Origin of the sequence: Citrobacter sp. Cy070 (assembly GCF_030332245.1) — a bacterium.
GTDB lineage: Bacteria > Pseudomonadota > Gammaproteobacteria > Enterobacterales > Enterobacteriaceae > Citrobacter > Citrobacter youngae.
The window spans coordinates 42,730-58,360 of sequence record NZ_JAOWIG010000088.1; the positions used below are offsets into that span (position 1 = coordinate 42,730).

Annotated in this window: 14 protein-coding genes; 9 read left to right on the forward strand and 5 right to left on the reverse strand. The window is 51.8% G+C overall.

What is annotated here, in order from left to right:
* The first annotated feature begins 77 nt into the window (after positions 1–77).
* The 6 genes from OGY19_RS19030 to fucO all read left to right on the forward strand — a co-directional run bounded on the left by OGY19_RS19030 (position 78) and on the right by fucO (position 6,684).
* A complete protein-coding gene (locus OGY19_RS19030) occupies positions 78–995 on the forward strand; it encodes an ABC transporter permease (protein WP_213730297.1) in 918 nt (305 codons plus the stop codon).
* 73 nt (positions 996–1,068) lie between these two features.
* A complete protein-coding gene (locus OGY19_RS19035; RefSeq protein ID WP_061068495.1) occupies positions 1,069–2,019 on the forward strand; it encodes an ABC transporter substrate-binding protein in 951 nt (316 codons plus the stop codon).
* 53 nt (positions 2,020–2,072) lie between these two features.
* Positions 2,073–3,653 (forward strand): FGGY-family carbohydrate kinase, encoded by a 1,581-nt coding sequence (locus OGY19_RS19040; RefSeq protein ID WP_286597016.1) that lies wholly within the window; start codon positions 2,073–2,075, stop codon positions 3,651–3,653.
* A 66-nt stretch (positions 3,654–3,719) separates the two neighbouring features.
* Positions 3,720–4,718: a LacI family DNA-binding transcriptional regulator gene (locus OGY19_RS19045; RefSeq protein ID WP_061068493.1), complete on the forward strand. Its 999-nt coding sequence runs from the start codon at positions 3,720–3,722 to the stop codon at positions 4,716–4,718.
* Between the two features lie 142 nt (positions 4,719–4,860).
* Positions 4,861–5,508 carry an L-fuculose-phosphate aldolase gene (gene fucA / locus OGY19_RS19050; protein WP_005130946.1) on the forward strand — a complete coding sequence of 216 codons (648 nt, stop codon included), beginning with the start codon at positions 4,861–4,863 and terminating at the stop codon, positions 5,506–5,508.
* 27 nt (positions 5,509–5,535) lie between these two features.
* Positions 5,536–6,684, forward strand: a complete 1,149-nt coding sequence (gene fucO / locus OGY19_RS19055; RefSeq protein WP_048213086.1) for a lactaldehyde reductase — start codon at positions 5,536–5,538, stop codon at positions 6,682–6,684.
* 75 nt (positions 6,685–6,759) lie between these two features.
* Here the strand turns inward: fucO and xni are convergent, their stop codons facing one another.
* The 5 genes from xni to queF form a co-directional block, all read right to left on the reverse strand.
* On the reverse strand, positions 6,760–7,515 hold the full coding sequence (gene xni / locus OGY19_RS19060; RefSeq protein ID WP_115601551.1) for a flap endonuclease Xni: 756 nt from the start codon (positions 7,513–7,515) through the stop codon (positions 6,760–6,762).
* 151 nt (positions 7,516–7,666) lie between these two features.
* Positions 7,667–9,034 carry an L-serine ammonia-lyase gene (locus OGY19_RS19065; protein WP_042310732.1) on the reverse strand — a complete coding sequence of 456 codons (1,368 nt, stop codon included), beginning with the start codon at positions 9,032–9,034 and terminating at the stop codon, positions 7,667–7,669.
* 53 nt (positions 9,035–9,087) lie between these two features.
* Positions 9,088–10,377, reverse strand: a complete 1,290-nt coding sequence (locus tag OGY19_RS19070) for an HAAAP family serine/threonine permease (RefSeq protein ID WP_003034073.1) — start codon at positions 10,375–10,377, stop codon at positions 9,088–9,090.
* Between the two features lie 559 nt (positions 10,378–10,936).
* Complete coding sequence (gene ppnN / locus OGY19_RS19075) at positions 10,937–12,301, reverse strand: nucleotide 5'-monophosphate nucleosidase PpnN (protein ID WP_048213083.1); 1,365 nt, start codon at positions 12,299–12,301, stop codon at positions 10,937–10,939.
* Positions 12,302–12,414: 113 nt separating this feature from the next.
* Positions 12,415–13,263: an NADPH-dependent 7-cyano-7-deazaguanine reductase QueF gene (gene queF, locus OGY19_RS19080; protein ID WP_048213082.1), complete on the reverse strand. Its 849-nt coding sequence runs from the start codon at positions 13,261–13,263 to the stop codon at positions 12,415–12,417.
* Positions 13,264–13,331: 68 nt separating this feature from the next.
* Here queF and syd point away from each other — a divergent pair, with 68 nt between their 5' ends.
* The 3 genes from syd to truC all read left to right on the forward strand — a co-directional run bounded on the left by syd (position 13,332) and on the right by truC (position 15,621).
* Positions 13,332–13,877 (forward strand): SecY-interacting protein, encoded by a 546-nt coding sequence (gene syd / locus OGY19_RS19085; RefSeq protein ID WP_048213081.1) that lies wholly within the window; start codon positions 13,332–13,334, stop codon positions 13,875–13,877.
* 632 nt (positions 13,878–14,509) lie between these two features.
* Positions 14,510–14,839: a YqcC family protein gene (locus OGY19_RS19090; RefSeq protein WP_048213080.1), complete on the forward strand. Its 330-nt coding sequence runs from the start codon at positions 14,510–14,512 to the stop codon at positions 14,837–14,839.
* Entirely contained in the window at positions 14,839–15,621 is a 783-nt protein-coding gene (gene truC / locus OGY19_RS19095; RefSeq protein WP_061068487.1) for a tRNA pseudouridine(65) synthase TruC, read from the forward strand. Before OGY19_RS19090 ends, truC begins: the two co-directional genes overlap by 1 nt.
* Positions 15,622–15,631: the final 10 nt, after the last annotated feature.

The window sequence follows — 15,631 nt, forward strand, 5'->3', positions numbered from 1 at the left end:
CAGCTGATAGAAACAGAAGCCACTGGAGCACCTCAAAAACACCATCATACACTAAATCAGTAAGTTGGCAGCATCACCTGCGCCTGGCGCCGCTTTTGAGTCTGATTATTCTGGTGATATTTTTTAGTTTTGGATCACCTTTCTTCTTTAACACTGAAAACATTATGACAATTGCCCTGCAAACCTCGGTGATTGGCATCATGGCGATTGGCGTTACCTTCGTCATTATCACTTCAGGAATCGACCTTTCTCTTGGCTCGGTAGTGGCCTTTTCTGGTGTTGCGGTAGGTATCAGCGCCACGCTGGGATTACCTCTGCCCGTATGTATTTTGGCGGGTGTGCTGGCGGGTGGGTTATGCGGCTATATCAATGGATTGCTGGTTACTAAAATGACTATTCCGCCCTTTATTGCCACCCTGGGTCTGATGATGTCCGTCAGAGGCATCAATATGGTAATGACTGACGGCCGGGCAATTTACTTTGCTGATTATCCCACCTTCAAGATGCTGGCGCAGGGACGCTTGTTCGATGTGCTGCCTTACCCCGTTTTTTACCTCGTGGTTGTCGCACTGATCGCCGCATATATCCTCAAGAAAACGGTGATTGGCCGCTATGTCTATGCCGTGGGCAGTAATGAGGTTGCTGCGCATCTTTCCGGGATTAAAGTCCAGCGCGTGAAAATTTTCGTCTACGCATTTTGTGGTCTGCTGACCGGGATTGCCGGGGTCATTCTGGCCTCTCGTTTGAACTCGGGCCAGCCGACCGTCGGCGTGGGCTATGAACTGGAAGCCATTGCTGCGGTGGTCATTGGCGGTACCAGCCTGATGGGGGGGATTGGCACTATTGGCGGCACCATTATCGGCGCATTCATTATGAGCGTGTTGAAAAATGGTCTGAACCTGATGGGCGTTTCGCAGTTCTGGCAAATGGTGGCCATGGGCGTAGTCGTTATCGCCGCGGTTTATCTCGACACTTTACGCAAAAAAATTCGTTGATTTACGCACCCGGAAGTCACGGGACAACATAACCCTGACGTTTAGGGTGACTCACTCAGAACGGAGTAAAACAATGAGAACCAGGAATTTTGTCTATGCGTTATCCCTGCTGGCCTGCATGACATCCAGCGCACTGGCTAAAGATATGAACCTTCCTGTGGTCAGTAAAGGCTTCCAGCATGAATTCTGGCAGACCGTAAAAATGGGTACCGAAGCGGCAGCGAAAGAGTTGGGCGATAAGACCAGCTATGTTGGGCCTGCTGATGAAACTCAGATTGCCGAGCAGATTCAGTTGGTTGAAAACGCAATGGCGCAAAAACCTAATGGGTTACTGTTGGCGGCATTAGACGCCAATGCGCTTGCGCCATTAGTGGAAACAGCGAATTCACGTGGCATCAAGGTGGTGACGTTTGACTCAGGCGTAAATTCTGACATTCCTGTCAGCTTTGTGGCAACGAATAACCGTAAAGCAGGGGCTGAAGCGGCAGATGCTCTCGCTGCACAAGTGGGTAGCAAAGGGAAAGTCGGCATTATTGCGCACGTGGCTGGAACCTCTTCCGCAATTGAACGTTCGGAAGGTTTTGTGGCCAGAATGAAGGAAAAATATCCGGATATCAAAGTTCTGCCGGTTCAGTACAGTGATGGCGATCCGCAAAAAGCGATGGATAAAACCATCGATATGATCCAGGCAAACCCCGATATTGCCGGGATCTACGGCACCAATGAAGGCTCAACGCTGGGTGTGGCGAACGCCATTGATAGCCAAAACCTGAAAGGTAAAGTGAAGGTGATTGGTTTTGATAGCACCGAAGCAATCATTGCCTTCCTGAAATCTGGCGTGATCCAGGGCTTTGTTGTACAGGATGCGTACCAGATTGGCTATCAGGGTATTAAGACGCTGAATGCGGCCGTGTCAGGTCAGTCAGTACCGAAAGAAATTGATATTCCGGTGAAATTTGTTAATGCGCAGAACATTGATACACCGGAAATCGACAAGCTGTTGCACCCATTCGGTAAAAAATAAGACCGCCGGGGCGGTACATTCGCCCCATTATTAGCCAGCGTCAGGGAGCTACTATGAGCAGTGGATATTTCCTCGGAGTGGATGTCGGTTCCGCCAGTGTCAGGGCTGGTGTTTTTGATGCCAGTGGCAAACGGATGGCTTTTGCGACATTCCCTATCTCGCAGTTTCGACCTGGCCCCGAGCGGGTAGAGCAGTCATCTGCCGAAATCTGGCAGCAGGTTTGCCATGCCGTGAAGGAGGCTGTGTCGTCAGCCGGGGTTGGCGTTGAGGAGATCCGCTCGCTGGGGTTTGATGCCACCTGTTCGTTAGTGGCTCTGGATGAACAGGGGCAGGGTCTGGCGGTTTCACCTGGTGAACCGTCAGACCATAACATCATCATGTGGATGGATCATCGTGCGGTGCAGGAGACGCAGCGTATCAACGCTACACAGGACCCGGCGTTGCGTTATGTCGGTGGTGAAGTCAGTGTCGAAATGGAACTACCCAAAGCGTTGTGGCTAAAAAACCATTTCCCCGCGACCTGGCAGAGTGCACACCGCTTCTACGATCTGGCGGATTTTTTGGTCTGGAAAGCCACCGCTTGTGATGTTGCTGGTCTGTGTACTTTAACCTGTAAATGGAACTATCTGGCACATGAGCAACGCTTTAGCCACTCCCTGCTGGATGCGGTTGAATTAACTGATTTACTCAACAAAATTCCGTCACGGATCCTGCCCCCGGGCGCGGCCGTTGGGACGCTCAGCCCCGATGCGGCACAGGCGCTGGGACTGACGACAGCGGTGGTAGTCGCCAGTGGCATGATTGATGCGCATGCGGGTGGCGTGGCGCTTGCCGGTGCCGAGCCTGCGGGAACATTGGCGTTGATCAGCGGAACATCAAATTGCCATATGCTGTGCAGCGAGCAGGAGATTCATACACCGGGTGTATGGGGGCCGTACTGGTCCGCTATGCTGCCTGGTTACTGGCTGACGGAAGGGGGGCAAAGCGCGGCTGGGGCGCTGGTTGACTGGACGCTTCAGGAGTCGGGTGCCAGCGCTGAGCTGTTTCACAAAGCTGAGGCCCGGGGTTGCCATCCCATCGTTTTAGTTAATGAATGGGTTGCCGCACTTGAGGAGCAGGAGTCTGAGCCTGGTCGTTATCTGCATGTGCTGGCCGATCACCACGGTAACCGTTCCCCGCGTGCGCGACCCGATGCCCGGGGCAGCGTTTGCGGTTTGACGCTTGAACGAGGTGAGATGCAGGTTGCTCGTCTGTATCTGGCGACATTACAGGCGATTGCCTGCGGCACGCGACACATTATGGAAGTGATGCGCGAAAACGGTCATACCATTTCTCGACTGACGCTATGTGGCGGTGCAACACACAATCCTCTGTGGTTGCGAGAGTATGCAGACGCCACCGGATGCGATATTCATCTTATGCAGGAAGAAGATGCGGTGACGTTAGGTGCGGCTATCACCGGTGCAGTGGCCAGCGGGGTGTGGGCAGATGTTCCCTCCGCCTGCCGGGCGATGGTTTGCCCAGGTGGGGTGATTAAAGCGAATCCGGCACGACAGGACTTCTATGACCGTAAATACCAGGCATATCTGATGATGTGGGATCAACAGCAGGCGCTTAACCAGGTTATGCAGTAAGACAAAAGTTTAAAATACTTTTATGATTGTGAATTGACGTTTTTGGATGTGAACTGGGACATATAAATGGCTAAAACAGTAGAACAGATAGCCAGCGATCTGAATTTATCGGTGACGACCGTGCGACTGGTGCTGAACGGGAAGGCTGAGCAATATCGTATCAGTGTCAAAACCCAAACGCGTATTAATGAATACGTTGAACGGTATGGTTATGTCATAAACCATTCAGCCCGCAGCCTGAAACTGAATAAAACAGATACGTTGGGGCTGATTGTACCCAATATATCTAACGTCTTTTTTGCCACACTGGCCGAGAAACTTGAACAACGTTGTCGTCGTTCTGGATATCAATTAACGATTAGTTGTACCTACGATGATGTTGATTACGAAAACAAATTAACGAAAGCGTTAATAGCTCGTAATGTTGATGGCCTGTTTATTGTTCCTTCAACATTAGAGAATCAGCAACACCATTTGCGTCAGGTCAGAAAACCGATGGTGCTACTCGACAGGGATTTTAAGTATACCGATAACGCGCTGGTTGAAAGTCATAACATTTTAGGCGGTGAAAAGCTGACGCAAAGTTTGTTTGATGCAGGCAAATCTCCGATCTGGTTTTTAGTCGGGGATACCGGATTGCCCAGTATTGGCGATCGTTTAAAAGGTTACCTTAACGCGTTGAATAATAATGGAATTTCTCATCGTGACTGGGTGCGTGAAGGTCCGGATAATACGCCGGATGGTGGTTATCGGTTGATGGATAAATTGATCAACGAACAGGGCTGTCCGCAGGCGTTTATTGCCTCATCATTACCTGTACTGGAAGGTGCCGTCATTGCTATTCGCAATCGTTTCGGTGTGATTCCACCGGATATTAATATCGGGACATTTGATGAACATCCCATGCTGGGATTCCTCGCGAATAATGTCTGGTCGATGCAGCAGGATGAAAATGTCTGGGCGGAAAAAGCTTTCGCTATGATGATGAGTGCTATTGATGACCAGCCCATTAAAGAAACTGTAAAAGTTGAGATGAAACTAATTAAGCGCGTAAGACAACAATAATTCGTCGCACTAACTAAATCGGCCAACTGAATCTGAATAAATGTGTTCAGTGGCTGCTCATACCTGAAACCTGACCCGTCTTACTCTGCGGCTGCATTTTTTCGCAATAAAGACGAGGGGCAACTGTACCCGGAGAATCATTATGGAAAGAATGCGTTTATCACGTGAAATCATCGAAACCTGCCTTGAAATGACCCGTCTTGGGTTGAATCAGGGGACCGCAGGAAATGTAAGTGCGCGCTATGAAAATGGAATGCTGATCACACCCAGCGGTATCCCTTACGAAAGACTCACTGAAAACATGATCGTGTTCGTAGATAACGACGGCAAATATGATAAAGGACAATTACCTTCCAGTGAATGGCGTTTTCACCTGGCGGCTTATCAGACGCGCCCGGATGCCAATGCAGTCGTTCATAACCATGCGATTCATTGCACCGCCGTGTCGATTTTGAACCGTCCTATTCCGGCAATCCATTACATGATTGCCGCGGCTGGGGGGAACTCTATCCCGTGTGCGCCGTATGCGACGTTTGGTACACGAGAGCTGTCAGAGCATGTGAGCGTCGCGCTGAAAAGCCGTAAGGCAACGTTGTTGCAGCACCACGGGTTGATTGCCTGTGAAGCGAATCTGGAAAAAGCACTATGGCTGGCGCATGAAGTCGAAGTCCTGGCCCGCCTTTATCTAAGCACCCTGGCGATTGTCGACCCGGTGCCGGTGCTGGATGACGAAGAGATCGCCATTGTGCTGGAGAAATTCAAATCTTACGGATTACGAATTGAAGAGTAATTTCGCATAGCGAAAAGGAGAAATACGATGGCGAACAGAATGATTCTGAATGAAACGGCATGGTTTGGCCGGGGAGCTGTTGGGGCATTAACGGACGAGGTCATCCGTCGGGGTTATCGCAAGGCTTTGATTGTCACCGATGCAAACCTGGTACAGTGCGGCGTTGTCGATAAGGTGACATCCCGTATGGATGCCGCCGGTTTGCCGTGGGAAATCTATTCCGGTGTGATCCCAAATCCTACAATTGCAGTGGTGAAGGAGGGATTGGGAGTCTTTCAGCAAAGTGGCGCAGATTATCTGATAGCTATAGGCGGCGGCTCCCCGCAGGATACCTGCAAAGCGATTGGCATTATCCACAATAACCCTGAGTTTGCCGATGTACGCAGCCTTGAAGGGTTATCGCCAACACGTGCTGCGAGCGTACCGGTGATGGCAATCCCTACGACGGCAGGGACGGCGGCGGAAGTGACCATTAACTACGTGATCACGGACGAAGAAAATCGGCGTAAATTTGTCTGTGTCGATCCGCATGACATCCCGCAGGTGGCGTTTATTGATGCCGATATGATGGATGGTATGCCTGCCGCGTTAAAAGCGGCGACCGGGGTCGATGCGTTGACCCATGCTATTGAAGGTTATATTACGCGGGCGGCGTGGGCACTCACTGACGCGTTGCACATCAAAGCTATTGAGATCATTGCCGGGGCGTTGCGCGGCTCTGTTAATGGTGACAGCCAGTCTGGTGAGGCAATGGCGCTGGGTCAGTACGTTGCCGGAATGGGATTTTCAAACGTCGGTCTGGGGCTCGTGCACGGGATGGCACACCCGCTAGGGGCCTTTTATAACACTCCGCACGGCGTCGCCAATGCCATTTTGTTACCGCACGTGATGCACTACAACGCCGAATACACCGGAGAGAAATTCCGCGATATCGCCCGGGTGATGGGGGTGAAAGTGGAAGGTTTAACGCTGGAAGAGGCGCGTAAGGCTGCGGTAGATGCTGTGTTTGCGCTTAACCGCGATGTGGGGATCCCGCCGCACTTACGTGATGTGGGGGTACGTAAGGAAGATATTCCTGCGCTGGCGCAGGCGGCATTTGACGATGTTTGCACTGGCGGTAATCCGCGTGAAGCAAGCATTGCCGATATTGTCGAGCTTTACCATACCGCCTGGTAATCACCTGGCGTTTATCCGGCCTACTGGAGGGACGATGCGTAGGCCGGATAAGCGCAGCGCCATCCGGCAATAAGACTACCGTGCCAGCCGTAGCTGCTGGAGATTTCCGTCAATATGTAAGTCCGTTTGCAGCCGCGCGATATCACGGCACAGAAACGCCATCTCCTGGTGCATCTCCAGTTTCTTGCGCCACTTTTCCGGCACGTCTTCCAGATGTGCGTAAATCCCTTCCAGATGCTGAAACTGCATGAGTAGCTGTGTTGCACTCTTGGGACCAATACCTGCAACGCCCGGCACTTTTGAGCTGCTGATCCCGGCCAGTCCCCAATAATCTGGCAATTGCTGAGGCATTACACCAAATTCTTTCTCAATGAACGGCGCGTCCAGCCAGCGCTTCTGGAAATAGTCGCGAATGCGTAATGTTGGGGAGAGCAGTTGGCAATAACCTTTATCTGTCGAAACGATGGTGGCCTGATGTCCCGCATGGGTGACTTTCACCGCCAGCGTTGCGGCTAAATCATCGGCTTCATTCCCGCTCGAGACCCAACAACAGACGCCGTGTTGTTCAAAAGCGGCGCGTAAGGCGGGCATTTCCTTGTGTAAATCGTCAGGCATTGGCGGGCGACCGGCTTTGTAGTCAGGTAAGCGTTGGTGACGCCAGCCGCTGTTGCGCGCTTCGTCATCAAATACCGCCACGGCGTGTGTGGGCTGACTGTGCATAATCAACTGATCGAGCGCGTGCTGGCACGTCTCCACGCAGGGCGACCCCTGGACGGCGTGAATGCGACGAATGAGATTGAGTGCATCGACAATGAGCAGATGGACGGCCACGGTGTTCTCCCTGATAAATCAGGCTGTAGGGTAACATTCACAGTGGGGGGAGGCGAAGATCTGAAACAACATTTTGCCGGATGGCGGCTGACGCCTTATCCGGCCTACAAATGACTGTGGCACTGTAGGCCGGATAAGCTTGCGCCAGGGATTAATCGCAGGTAACGATCTTCATCGCCAGACCGCCACGTGAGGTTTCGCGGTATTTGGCATTCATGTCTTTACCGGTTTCGTACATGGTCTCGATAACTTTATCGAGGCACACGCGCGGTTCACTGGTACGGCGCAGCGCCATACGAGCGGCGTTCACCGCTTTCACCGATGCAATGGCGTTACGCTCAATGCACGGAACCTGAACTTGTCCGGCAACCGGATCGCAGGTCAGACCCAGGTTGTGTTCCATACCGATTTCTGCGGCGATACATACCTGCGTCGGGCTACCGCCCAGCAGTTCTGCCAGACCCGCCGCCGCCATAGAACACGCCACGCCGACTTCACCCTGACAGCCCACTTCAGCACCCGAAATTGAGGCATTCATCTTGTACAGGGAACCGATGGCGCTCGCGACCAGCATATAGCGTGCCAGTGAGTTAGCGTTCACTTCGCGGATAAACTTGTCATAGTACGCCAGCACTGCAGGAACAATCCCGCATGCGCCGTTCGTCGGGGCGGTAACTACACGTCCACCGGCAGCGTTCTCTTCGTTCACGGCCAGCGCAAACATGTTGATCCAGTCTACAACCGCCATCGGGTCAGTCGTGGTTTTGTCACTGCTAACCAGCATACGACGCAGTGCTGCCGCACGACGCGGAACGCGCAGTTTGCCCGGCAATACGCCTTCGGTGGTGATGCCGCGCTCAATCCCGCTACGCATCACTTCCCAGACGTTAGCAAAGTGCTGTTCCAGCTCTTCTTTGCTGTGCAGCGCCAGTTCGTTTTGCATCATCAGACCGGAAAGTGACAGGCCGGTTTCCTGGCAATGACGTTGCAAATCAGCTGCGGATTTATACGGATACGGCACGTTTACCGGAGAGTTATTCGGTAAACCAAAGTGTTCTTCATCAACGATAAATCCACCGCCGATGGAATAGTACGTCTGGCTGTAAATGGCTTTTTCGCCTGCCAGTGCGGTAATACGCATCCCGTTTTCGTGCAGGGACAGATTGTCCGTATGGAAATTCATGCACTTATCAACCGGGAATTCGACCTCATGTTGACCGTCCGCCAGCAGCAAACGTCCGTGAGTATTCACATCCTGGATAAAGGCCGGGATAGCATCAATGTCTACGGTATCCGGCAGATTACCCGCCAGGCCCATAATAATCGCGATGTCGGTATGGTGACCTTTCCCGGTCAGGGACAGAGAGCCATAGACATCAACCACTACGCGGGTTACGTCAGTGAGAATTCCGCGTGCAATCAGGTCATCCGTGAATTGTTTGCCTGCTTTCATCGGGCCAACAGTATGGGAGCTGGAAGGGCCAATGCCGATTTTGAAAATATCGAATACGCTAATCATGAGGCGTCCATTGTGTATCGAGGTGCGCCGCCCCGAAGAGCGGCGCAGGGGAATTAACTGAACAGAGAGTAGAAAATAGCGGAGATAGCGATCAGGCCCATAATCACAACGAAAACGTTGCTGATATGGCCGCTGTATTTACGCATTGCCGGTACTTTCTGAATCGCATACATCGGCATCAGGAACAGAATCATCGCGATGATTGGGCCACCCAGGGTCTCAATCATACCGAGGATGCTCGGGTTCAGCGTCGCCACAATCCAGGTGGTTACCAGCATGAACAGTGCAGTGATTTTGTTCAGTTTGTTGATTTCGATGGATTTGCCTTTGCCGCGCAGAGACTTAATCACCATCCCGTTGAAGCCTTCACGTGCGCCTAGGTAGTGGCCGAGGAAGGATTTGGTGATAGCGATAATCGCGATGATCGGTGCCATCCAGGCAATAATCGGCGCGTTAAAGTGGTTTGCCAGGTAAGACAGGATAGAGATGTTCTGTTCTTTCGCTGCAGCCAGATCCGCCGGAGTCAGGCTGAATACGCAGCTGAAGACGAAGAACATAACGGTCAGTACCATCATGATGTGAGCGAATGCCAGAATCTTGGAGCATTTCTTCTCTGCTTCATCACCGTACTCTTCACGCTTCGCCACGGCAAAGGAGGAGATGATCGGGGAGTGGTTGAAGGAGAACACCATTACCGGAATCGCCAGCCACAGGGTCAACAGCAGGCCGTTGCCGGTGGTTGCCGCAGAGTCAAAAGACATGGTTTCCAGAATCGCACCGCTCCACTGAGGGATCAGATACAGCGCCAGCAGCATCAGAGCCGCAACGAACGGGAATACCAGGATACTCATCGCCTTCACGATCATCTGTTCACCGAAGCGCACGATGGTCATCATGCCGACAATCAGAATCAGAGAGAGGATTGCACGCGGCGGCGGCGTAATCGCCAACTGGTGAGTCAGGAAGCTTTCAACGGTGTTGGTGATTGCAACACTGTAAACCAGCAGAATGGGGTAGATAGCGAAGAAGTAGAGCAGAGTAATCAGTTTACCTGCGCCAACGCCAAAGTGTTCTTCTACAACTTCAGTGATGTCTTCACCCGGATTTTTACCGGACAACACGAAGCGGGTCAGACCACGGTGAGCAAAGAAGGTCATTGGGAAGGCAAGAATGGCCATGATGATCAGCGGGATCATACCGCCAACGCCTGCGTTAATTGGCAGGAATAATACACCCGCGCCAATCGCCGTGCCGTAAAGGCCCAGCATCCACATGGTGTCTGTCTTGCGCCATGCGCTGCGGGTCTGGCCCGTAACGATAGTGCTGGTTTGCGTGTTTTCCATCTGTTTCTCCTGGAGGAAGCTTAAAAAGTCGGGTTTGGGTTCAATCCAATGAAAAAATACCCGACTGTAAAACGAAATTCGTTTAGCGATTTTTATATAATTTTTCGCCGTAATAATTTTCGGGCGGAAAGATACATTTAAGTAATGAATGTATCAGTGATCGCGATCTCAAATGCAATAATCCACCTTTTATGTGGATAAATTTGGACCATTAATCTGTTAAAAAATAGTCAAAGCGAATTTACGGGCGTGAAGGCTAACATTAACGACATATGGCATGAAAGACAGGGCGCGAAGATACGAGGGGTACGCTATAAAAACTGTTGTTTTTAGTGAATTCTGATGACTAATTATAATTTGCGGTGATAAATCACGGTTTCCCCTGGGAGGTAATCGTTTGCGTTTTGGGGCTCGCCAGACGAAAGATAATTGATATTTATGTTATTGCGTGAGCTATGTGACTGGTATCACTAAAAAAGCCGGTTGGCTGATGCGCCAAATCCGGCTTTGATATGGACAAAACTGTCACCGCTATAGCGCTGCTAGCGGGTGTTGAAGGTTATGCGCAGATCTCGTAGCACGGGATATACGCAGTGCCCGGCAACTTCATACGATGTTGTGCAACAAAGCCCTGCAGGAGATCGTCCATGCGGCGCATCATCTCAGGGTCACCGTGGATTTTGTACGGGCCAAACTCTTCAATGGCGCGAATGCCGACTTCTTTCACGTTCCCCGCGACAATCCCGGAGAATGCGCGACGCAGGTCTGCAGCCAGCACTTCAACAGGCTGGTCTGGATACAGTTTCAGATTCGCCATGTTTTCATGGGAAGGTTCGAACGGCATCTGCAGATCGGGCGCGATACGAATCGACCAGTTAAAGCTGTAAGCATCACCTGTGTCGCGACGGTTTTCTTTCACCAGCGGCATCGCTTTTTTCATCAGACGAGCGACTTCCGCTGCATCGTCAATGATAATGCGATAGTGGCGACGCGCATCTTCCCCCAGCGTGTGCACGATAAATTCGTCCAGCACGCGGAAGTAATCCGCACTCTCTTTTGGTCCGGTCAGGATCAGTGGTAGAACCTGATCTTTGTTGGCCGGATTCATCAGGATCCCCAGCAGATACAGCAGCTCTTCTGCTGTCCCTACGCCACCCGGGAAGATGATAATACCGTGGGCGATACGCACGAACGCTTCCAGACGTTTTTCAATGTCCGGCATGATGATCAGTTCGTTTACCAGCGGGTTAGGCGGTTCCGCCGCGATAATTGACGGCTCGGTCATACCAATAAAGCGGCTGTCTTTGTAGCGCTGCTGGGCGTGGCCTACCGCAGCGCCTTTCATTGGTGCTTCCATCGCGCCCGGACCACACCCGGTGCAGATGTTCAGTTCACGCAGGCCTAACTGAGTGCCCACGCGACGCGCATACAAGTATTCGTTCTCGTTGATGGAGTGACCGCCCCAGCAGACGACCATGTTCGGCGCTTCACCGACGTGAAGCGCCCGGGCGTTACGCAGAATGGAGAAGACCAGGTTGGTGATGTGAACCGAGCTTTCGAGATCCAGATGCTGGAAACGACCCGCGTTATGGATCTGGCCATTGACGAAAAGAATGTCGCGCAGTACGGCAAACAGGTTGGCCTGCAGCGCGCGAATGATGCGCCCATCGACAAACGCGTCTTCAGGTGGGTTGATCAGTTCCAGCTTCACGCCGCGTTCACGGCGCAGCACGTTAATGTCGAAACTTTCAAAACGAGACAGCAGCTCTTTGCTGTTGTCTGTCAAACTGCCGGAGTTCAGAACGGCAAGCGAACAGTTACGAAACAGTTGATACAGGTCGCTGCTGGCCGTGCGTTTAAGCATATCGACTTCCAGCTGCGACAACATGTCCATTGAGCCAAGCGGGCTAATATGTGTAATCAAGTAAACTCCTTACGGGACGAGAGATATCATCCTCTACTGATTACAATAGCCCTGGCTTATGACCTTTCACAACCTTGCGCGCGGAATCCGACACGCAAAATTGAGAAAAAAGATTACTGACGCACCAGTCTGCCTGTTGCGGGAGTGAAATCTGTGTTGGTGCGCCATGGGTTGATATCGAGGCCGCCGCGTCGCGTGTAGCGTGCGTATACGCTCAGTTTCTCCGGCTGACAGAAACGCAGCAGGTCATTGAAAATGCGTTCCACACACTGCTCGTGAAATTCATTGTGGTGGCGGAAGGAGACCAGATAGCGCAGCAACTTTTCCCTGTCGATTTTGCGACCGCGATACTGAATTTGTATGGAACCCCAGTCAGGCTGGTGGGTGATCAGGCAGTTGGATTTTAGCAGATGGCTGACCAGCGTCTCTTCCACCGCTTTTTCACCGCTTACGGCATTTTCCAGATAGTCGGTGCTGAACTGGTAGTTATCGATGACGATATCCTGATTGTCGATACAGGTGCCATTGAAGTGGGCTATCGGCTGCCCTTCCTGTTCGTCAAGACGATAGAGCGCTACGCTGACATCACCTTGCGCGCAGGCGCGTAGATCGTGTTCCAGCGTCTGACGGACGTGTTCCCATGAATCAAAACGCGTCTGATTAAAACTGTTCAGATACAGCTTAAAACTTTTTGATTCAATCAGATTAACGCTGGTGTAATCCAGCTCCACATGGCCGACCGCAACCTGCGGTAAGCCGTTGGCATTCAGCCATGACAGTTCATACAGCGTCCAGATATCGGCGCCGTGAAAAGGCAGATTATCGGCCTTAAGATCCAGCGGGTCGCGGTTCAGGCTGCGCGGAACACCCTGCAGCAGGCTGGCGTCGTAAATATCCCGGTAATCCGTTGATTTTCCAAGAGTCAGGCCGTCAAGCGCCTGATGATTTTCATAAGAGGACATGTTTCACCGTCATAAACCAGATACACTATGCGACAAGTGTATCCTGGCTTTTGTGAAGAGAGAAATCAGTGGACGAATTGACAGCACAGGCGTTGGCAGCCTTTACGACGCGTTATTGCGATGCATGGCATGAAAAAAACGGCAGCTGGCCGCTGAGTGAAGAGCTGTATGGCGTACCGTCTCCGTGCATCATCTCCTCCACGAACGATGCGGTGTACTGGCAACCGCAGCCTTTTGTGGGCGAGCCGAATGTAAACGCGGTTGAACGCGCCTTTGATATTGTGGTACAACCCGCTGTTCATGCGTTTTATACCACCCAGTTTGCCGGGGACATGCACGCACAATTTGCGGATGAGAAACTTACTCTGCTGCAAACCTGGTCTGAAGATGACTTCAGGCGCGTACAGGAAAACCTGATCGGCCACCTGGTTACGCAAAAACGCCTTAAGCTCTCTCCTACACTTTTTATTGCCACACTGGACAATGAACTTGATGTTATTTCAGTGTGCAACTTGTCTGGGGAAGTCTGCAAGGAAACGCTGGGAACCCGTAAACGGACGGTTCTGGCGGCCTCGCTTGCGGAATTTCTCACTCAACTTAAGCCTGTTCTGTAATCCAGTTTGCCCTAGGGCGTGTGAGAGATCTCTTACAAACCCTGTAGGAGATTGCCAGGTGATCAGTAAAGACTTCATCGACCGATATAATGTTAACTATTTATAATTCAATTGGTTAATGTTTTATTGATAACTTTCATATGAAAATAATCATTAGGGTATGTCTGTAAGTGTCTTGTAAGACAATGCGAAACAGGCGATTCTATCTCTGTCGACAAGGAGTCGCACAACGAAGTGAACATCAGGATGATGACACTTCGGCAGGACACACCAGGACGGTGCTGCAAGGACAGGTTTCAGGATGAAGCAAAGAGGAAAACGCGGGAAGCGTTAAAGGACACCTCCAGGATGGAGAACGAGAGCCGGTCAGGATGTTCGGCGGGTCAGGATGGCCAGGACACTTCAGGATGAAGTTTTCACATCGGGGTGATGTGAGCAGGATGCAAAAGTTCAGGATGAACGCGGTCGCAAGACCACAGGAAAAGTTGTCACGGATGAGCAGGGAGCACTAAAAGTAGCTGGAATGCTGCGAAACGAACCGGGAGCACTGTTTTTACAGTGCTCCCTTTTTTTATTTCCTTTCTACTGGTGCTATTCTTCGCGCCAGATTTTTCATCATTGAGGTTAATTTCATGACGACTCATGACCGTGTGCGCGAGCAGTTGCATGCGCTTGAAGCACTGCTGCGTGAACATAATCACTGGCGGATGGATGAGCCAGAAGCGCATCTGTTTTCCAGCACGCAGCCTTTTTGTATGGATACCATGGAGCCGGTTGAATGGCTGCAGTGGGTGTTGATTCCCCGCATGCATGCGCTGCTTGATAATGCGCAGCCACTTCCAGAAGCGTTCGCTATTGCGCCATATTATGAAATGGCGCTGGCAGCCGATCATCCACAGCGCGATGTGATCCTGATTGCATTGCAGGATCTGGATGCGCTATTTACCAGTGATAACGCCTGATGCTGGAGATTCTCTATCAGGACCAATGGCTGGTTGCAGTCAACAAACCTTCGGGCTGGCTGGTTCATCGCAGTTGGCTCGACCGCGATGAGAAAGTGGTGGTAATGCAAACGGTGCGCGACCAGATTGGTCAGCACGTTTTTACCGCCCACCGACTCGACAGACCGACATCCGGTGTGCTGTTGATGGGGCTGTCCAGCGAGGCCGGACGACGGCTGGCACAGCAGTTTGAGCAGCATCAAATCCAAAAACGCTATCATGCGATTGTGCGTGGCTGGCTGATGGATGATGCCGTGCTGGATTATCCTTTGGTGGAAGAGCTGGACAAGATTGCCGATAAATTTGCCCGTGACGACAAAGGCCCACAGCCTGCGGTAACCCATTATCGCGGCCTGGCGACGGTTGAAATGCCGGTGGCGACCGGACGTTATCCGACCACCCGTTACGGGCTGGTGGAGCTGGATCCTAAAACCGGTCGAAAACACCAGCTCAGACGTCACTTGGCGCATTTGCGTCATCCGATTATTGGCGACAGCAAGCACGGTGATTTGCGACAAAATCGCAGCGCCGCGGAGCATTTCGGTTGTCAGCGATTAATGCTGCATGCCAGCCAGCTTGCGCTGACCCATCCTTTCACCGGCGAACCGCTGGTTATTCGCGCCGGGCTGGATGACGTCTGGATGCAGGCGTTATCACAGTTTGGCTGGCGTGGACTTCTCCCTGAGAATGAAAGGGTTGAGTTCAGCGGGCTGTCAGGTCAGGATAAGCAGATAGATTCTTAAGTCCCAGGAG

Coding starts and splice junctions, on each gene's coding strand:
- fucA (WP_005130946.1), top strand. CDS start 4,861: ATGGAAAGAATGCGTTTATCACGTGAAATCATCGAAACCTGCCTTGAA.
- OGY19_RS19045 (WP_061068493.1), top strand. CDS start 3,720: ATGGCTAAAACAGTAGAACAGATAGCCAGCGATCTGAATTTATCGGTG.
- fucO (WP_048213086.1), top strand. CDS start 5,536: ATGGCGAACAGAATGATTCTGAATGAAACGGCATGGTTTGGCCGGGGA.
- OGY19_RS19070 (WP_003034073.1), bottom strand. CDS start 10,377: ATGGAAAACACGCAAACCAGCACTATCGTTACGGGCCAGACCCGCAGC.
- OGY19_RS19040 (WP_286597016.1), top strand. CDS start 2,073: ATGAGCAGTGGATATTTCCTCGGAGTGGATGTCGGTTCCGCCAGTGTC.
- OGY19_RS19090 (WP_048213080.1), top strand. CDS start 14,510: ATGACGACTCATGACCGTGTGCGCGAGCAGTTGCATGCGCTTGAAGCA.
- queF (WP_048213082.1), bottom strand. CDS start 13,263: ATGTCCTCTTATGAAAATCATCAGGCGCTTGACGGCCTGACTCTTGGA.
- truC (WP_061068487.1), top strand. CDS start 14,839: ATGCTGGAGATTCTCTATCAGGACCAATGGCTGGTTGCAGTCAACAAA.
- OGY19_RS19065 (WP_042310732.1), bottom strand. CDS start 9,034: ATGATTAGCGTATTCGATATTTTCAAAATCGGCATTGGCCCTTCCAGC.
- OGY19_RS19035 (WP_061068495.1), top strand. CDS start 1,069: ATGAGAACCAGGAATTTTGTCTATGCGTTATCCCTGCTGGCCTGCATG.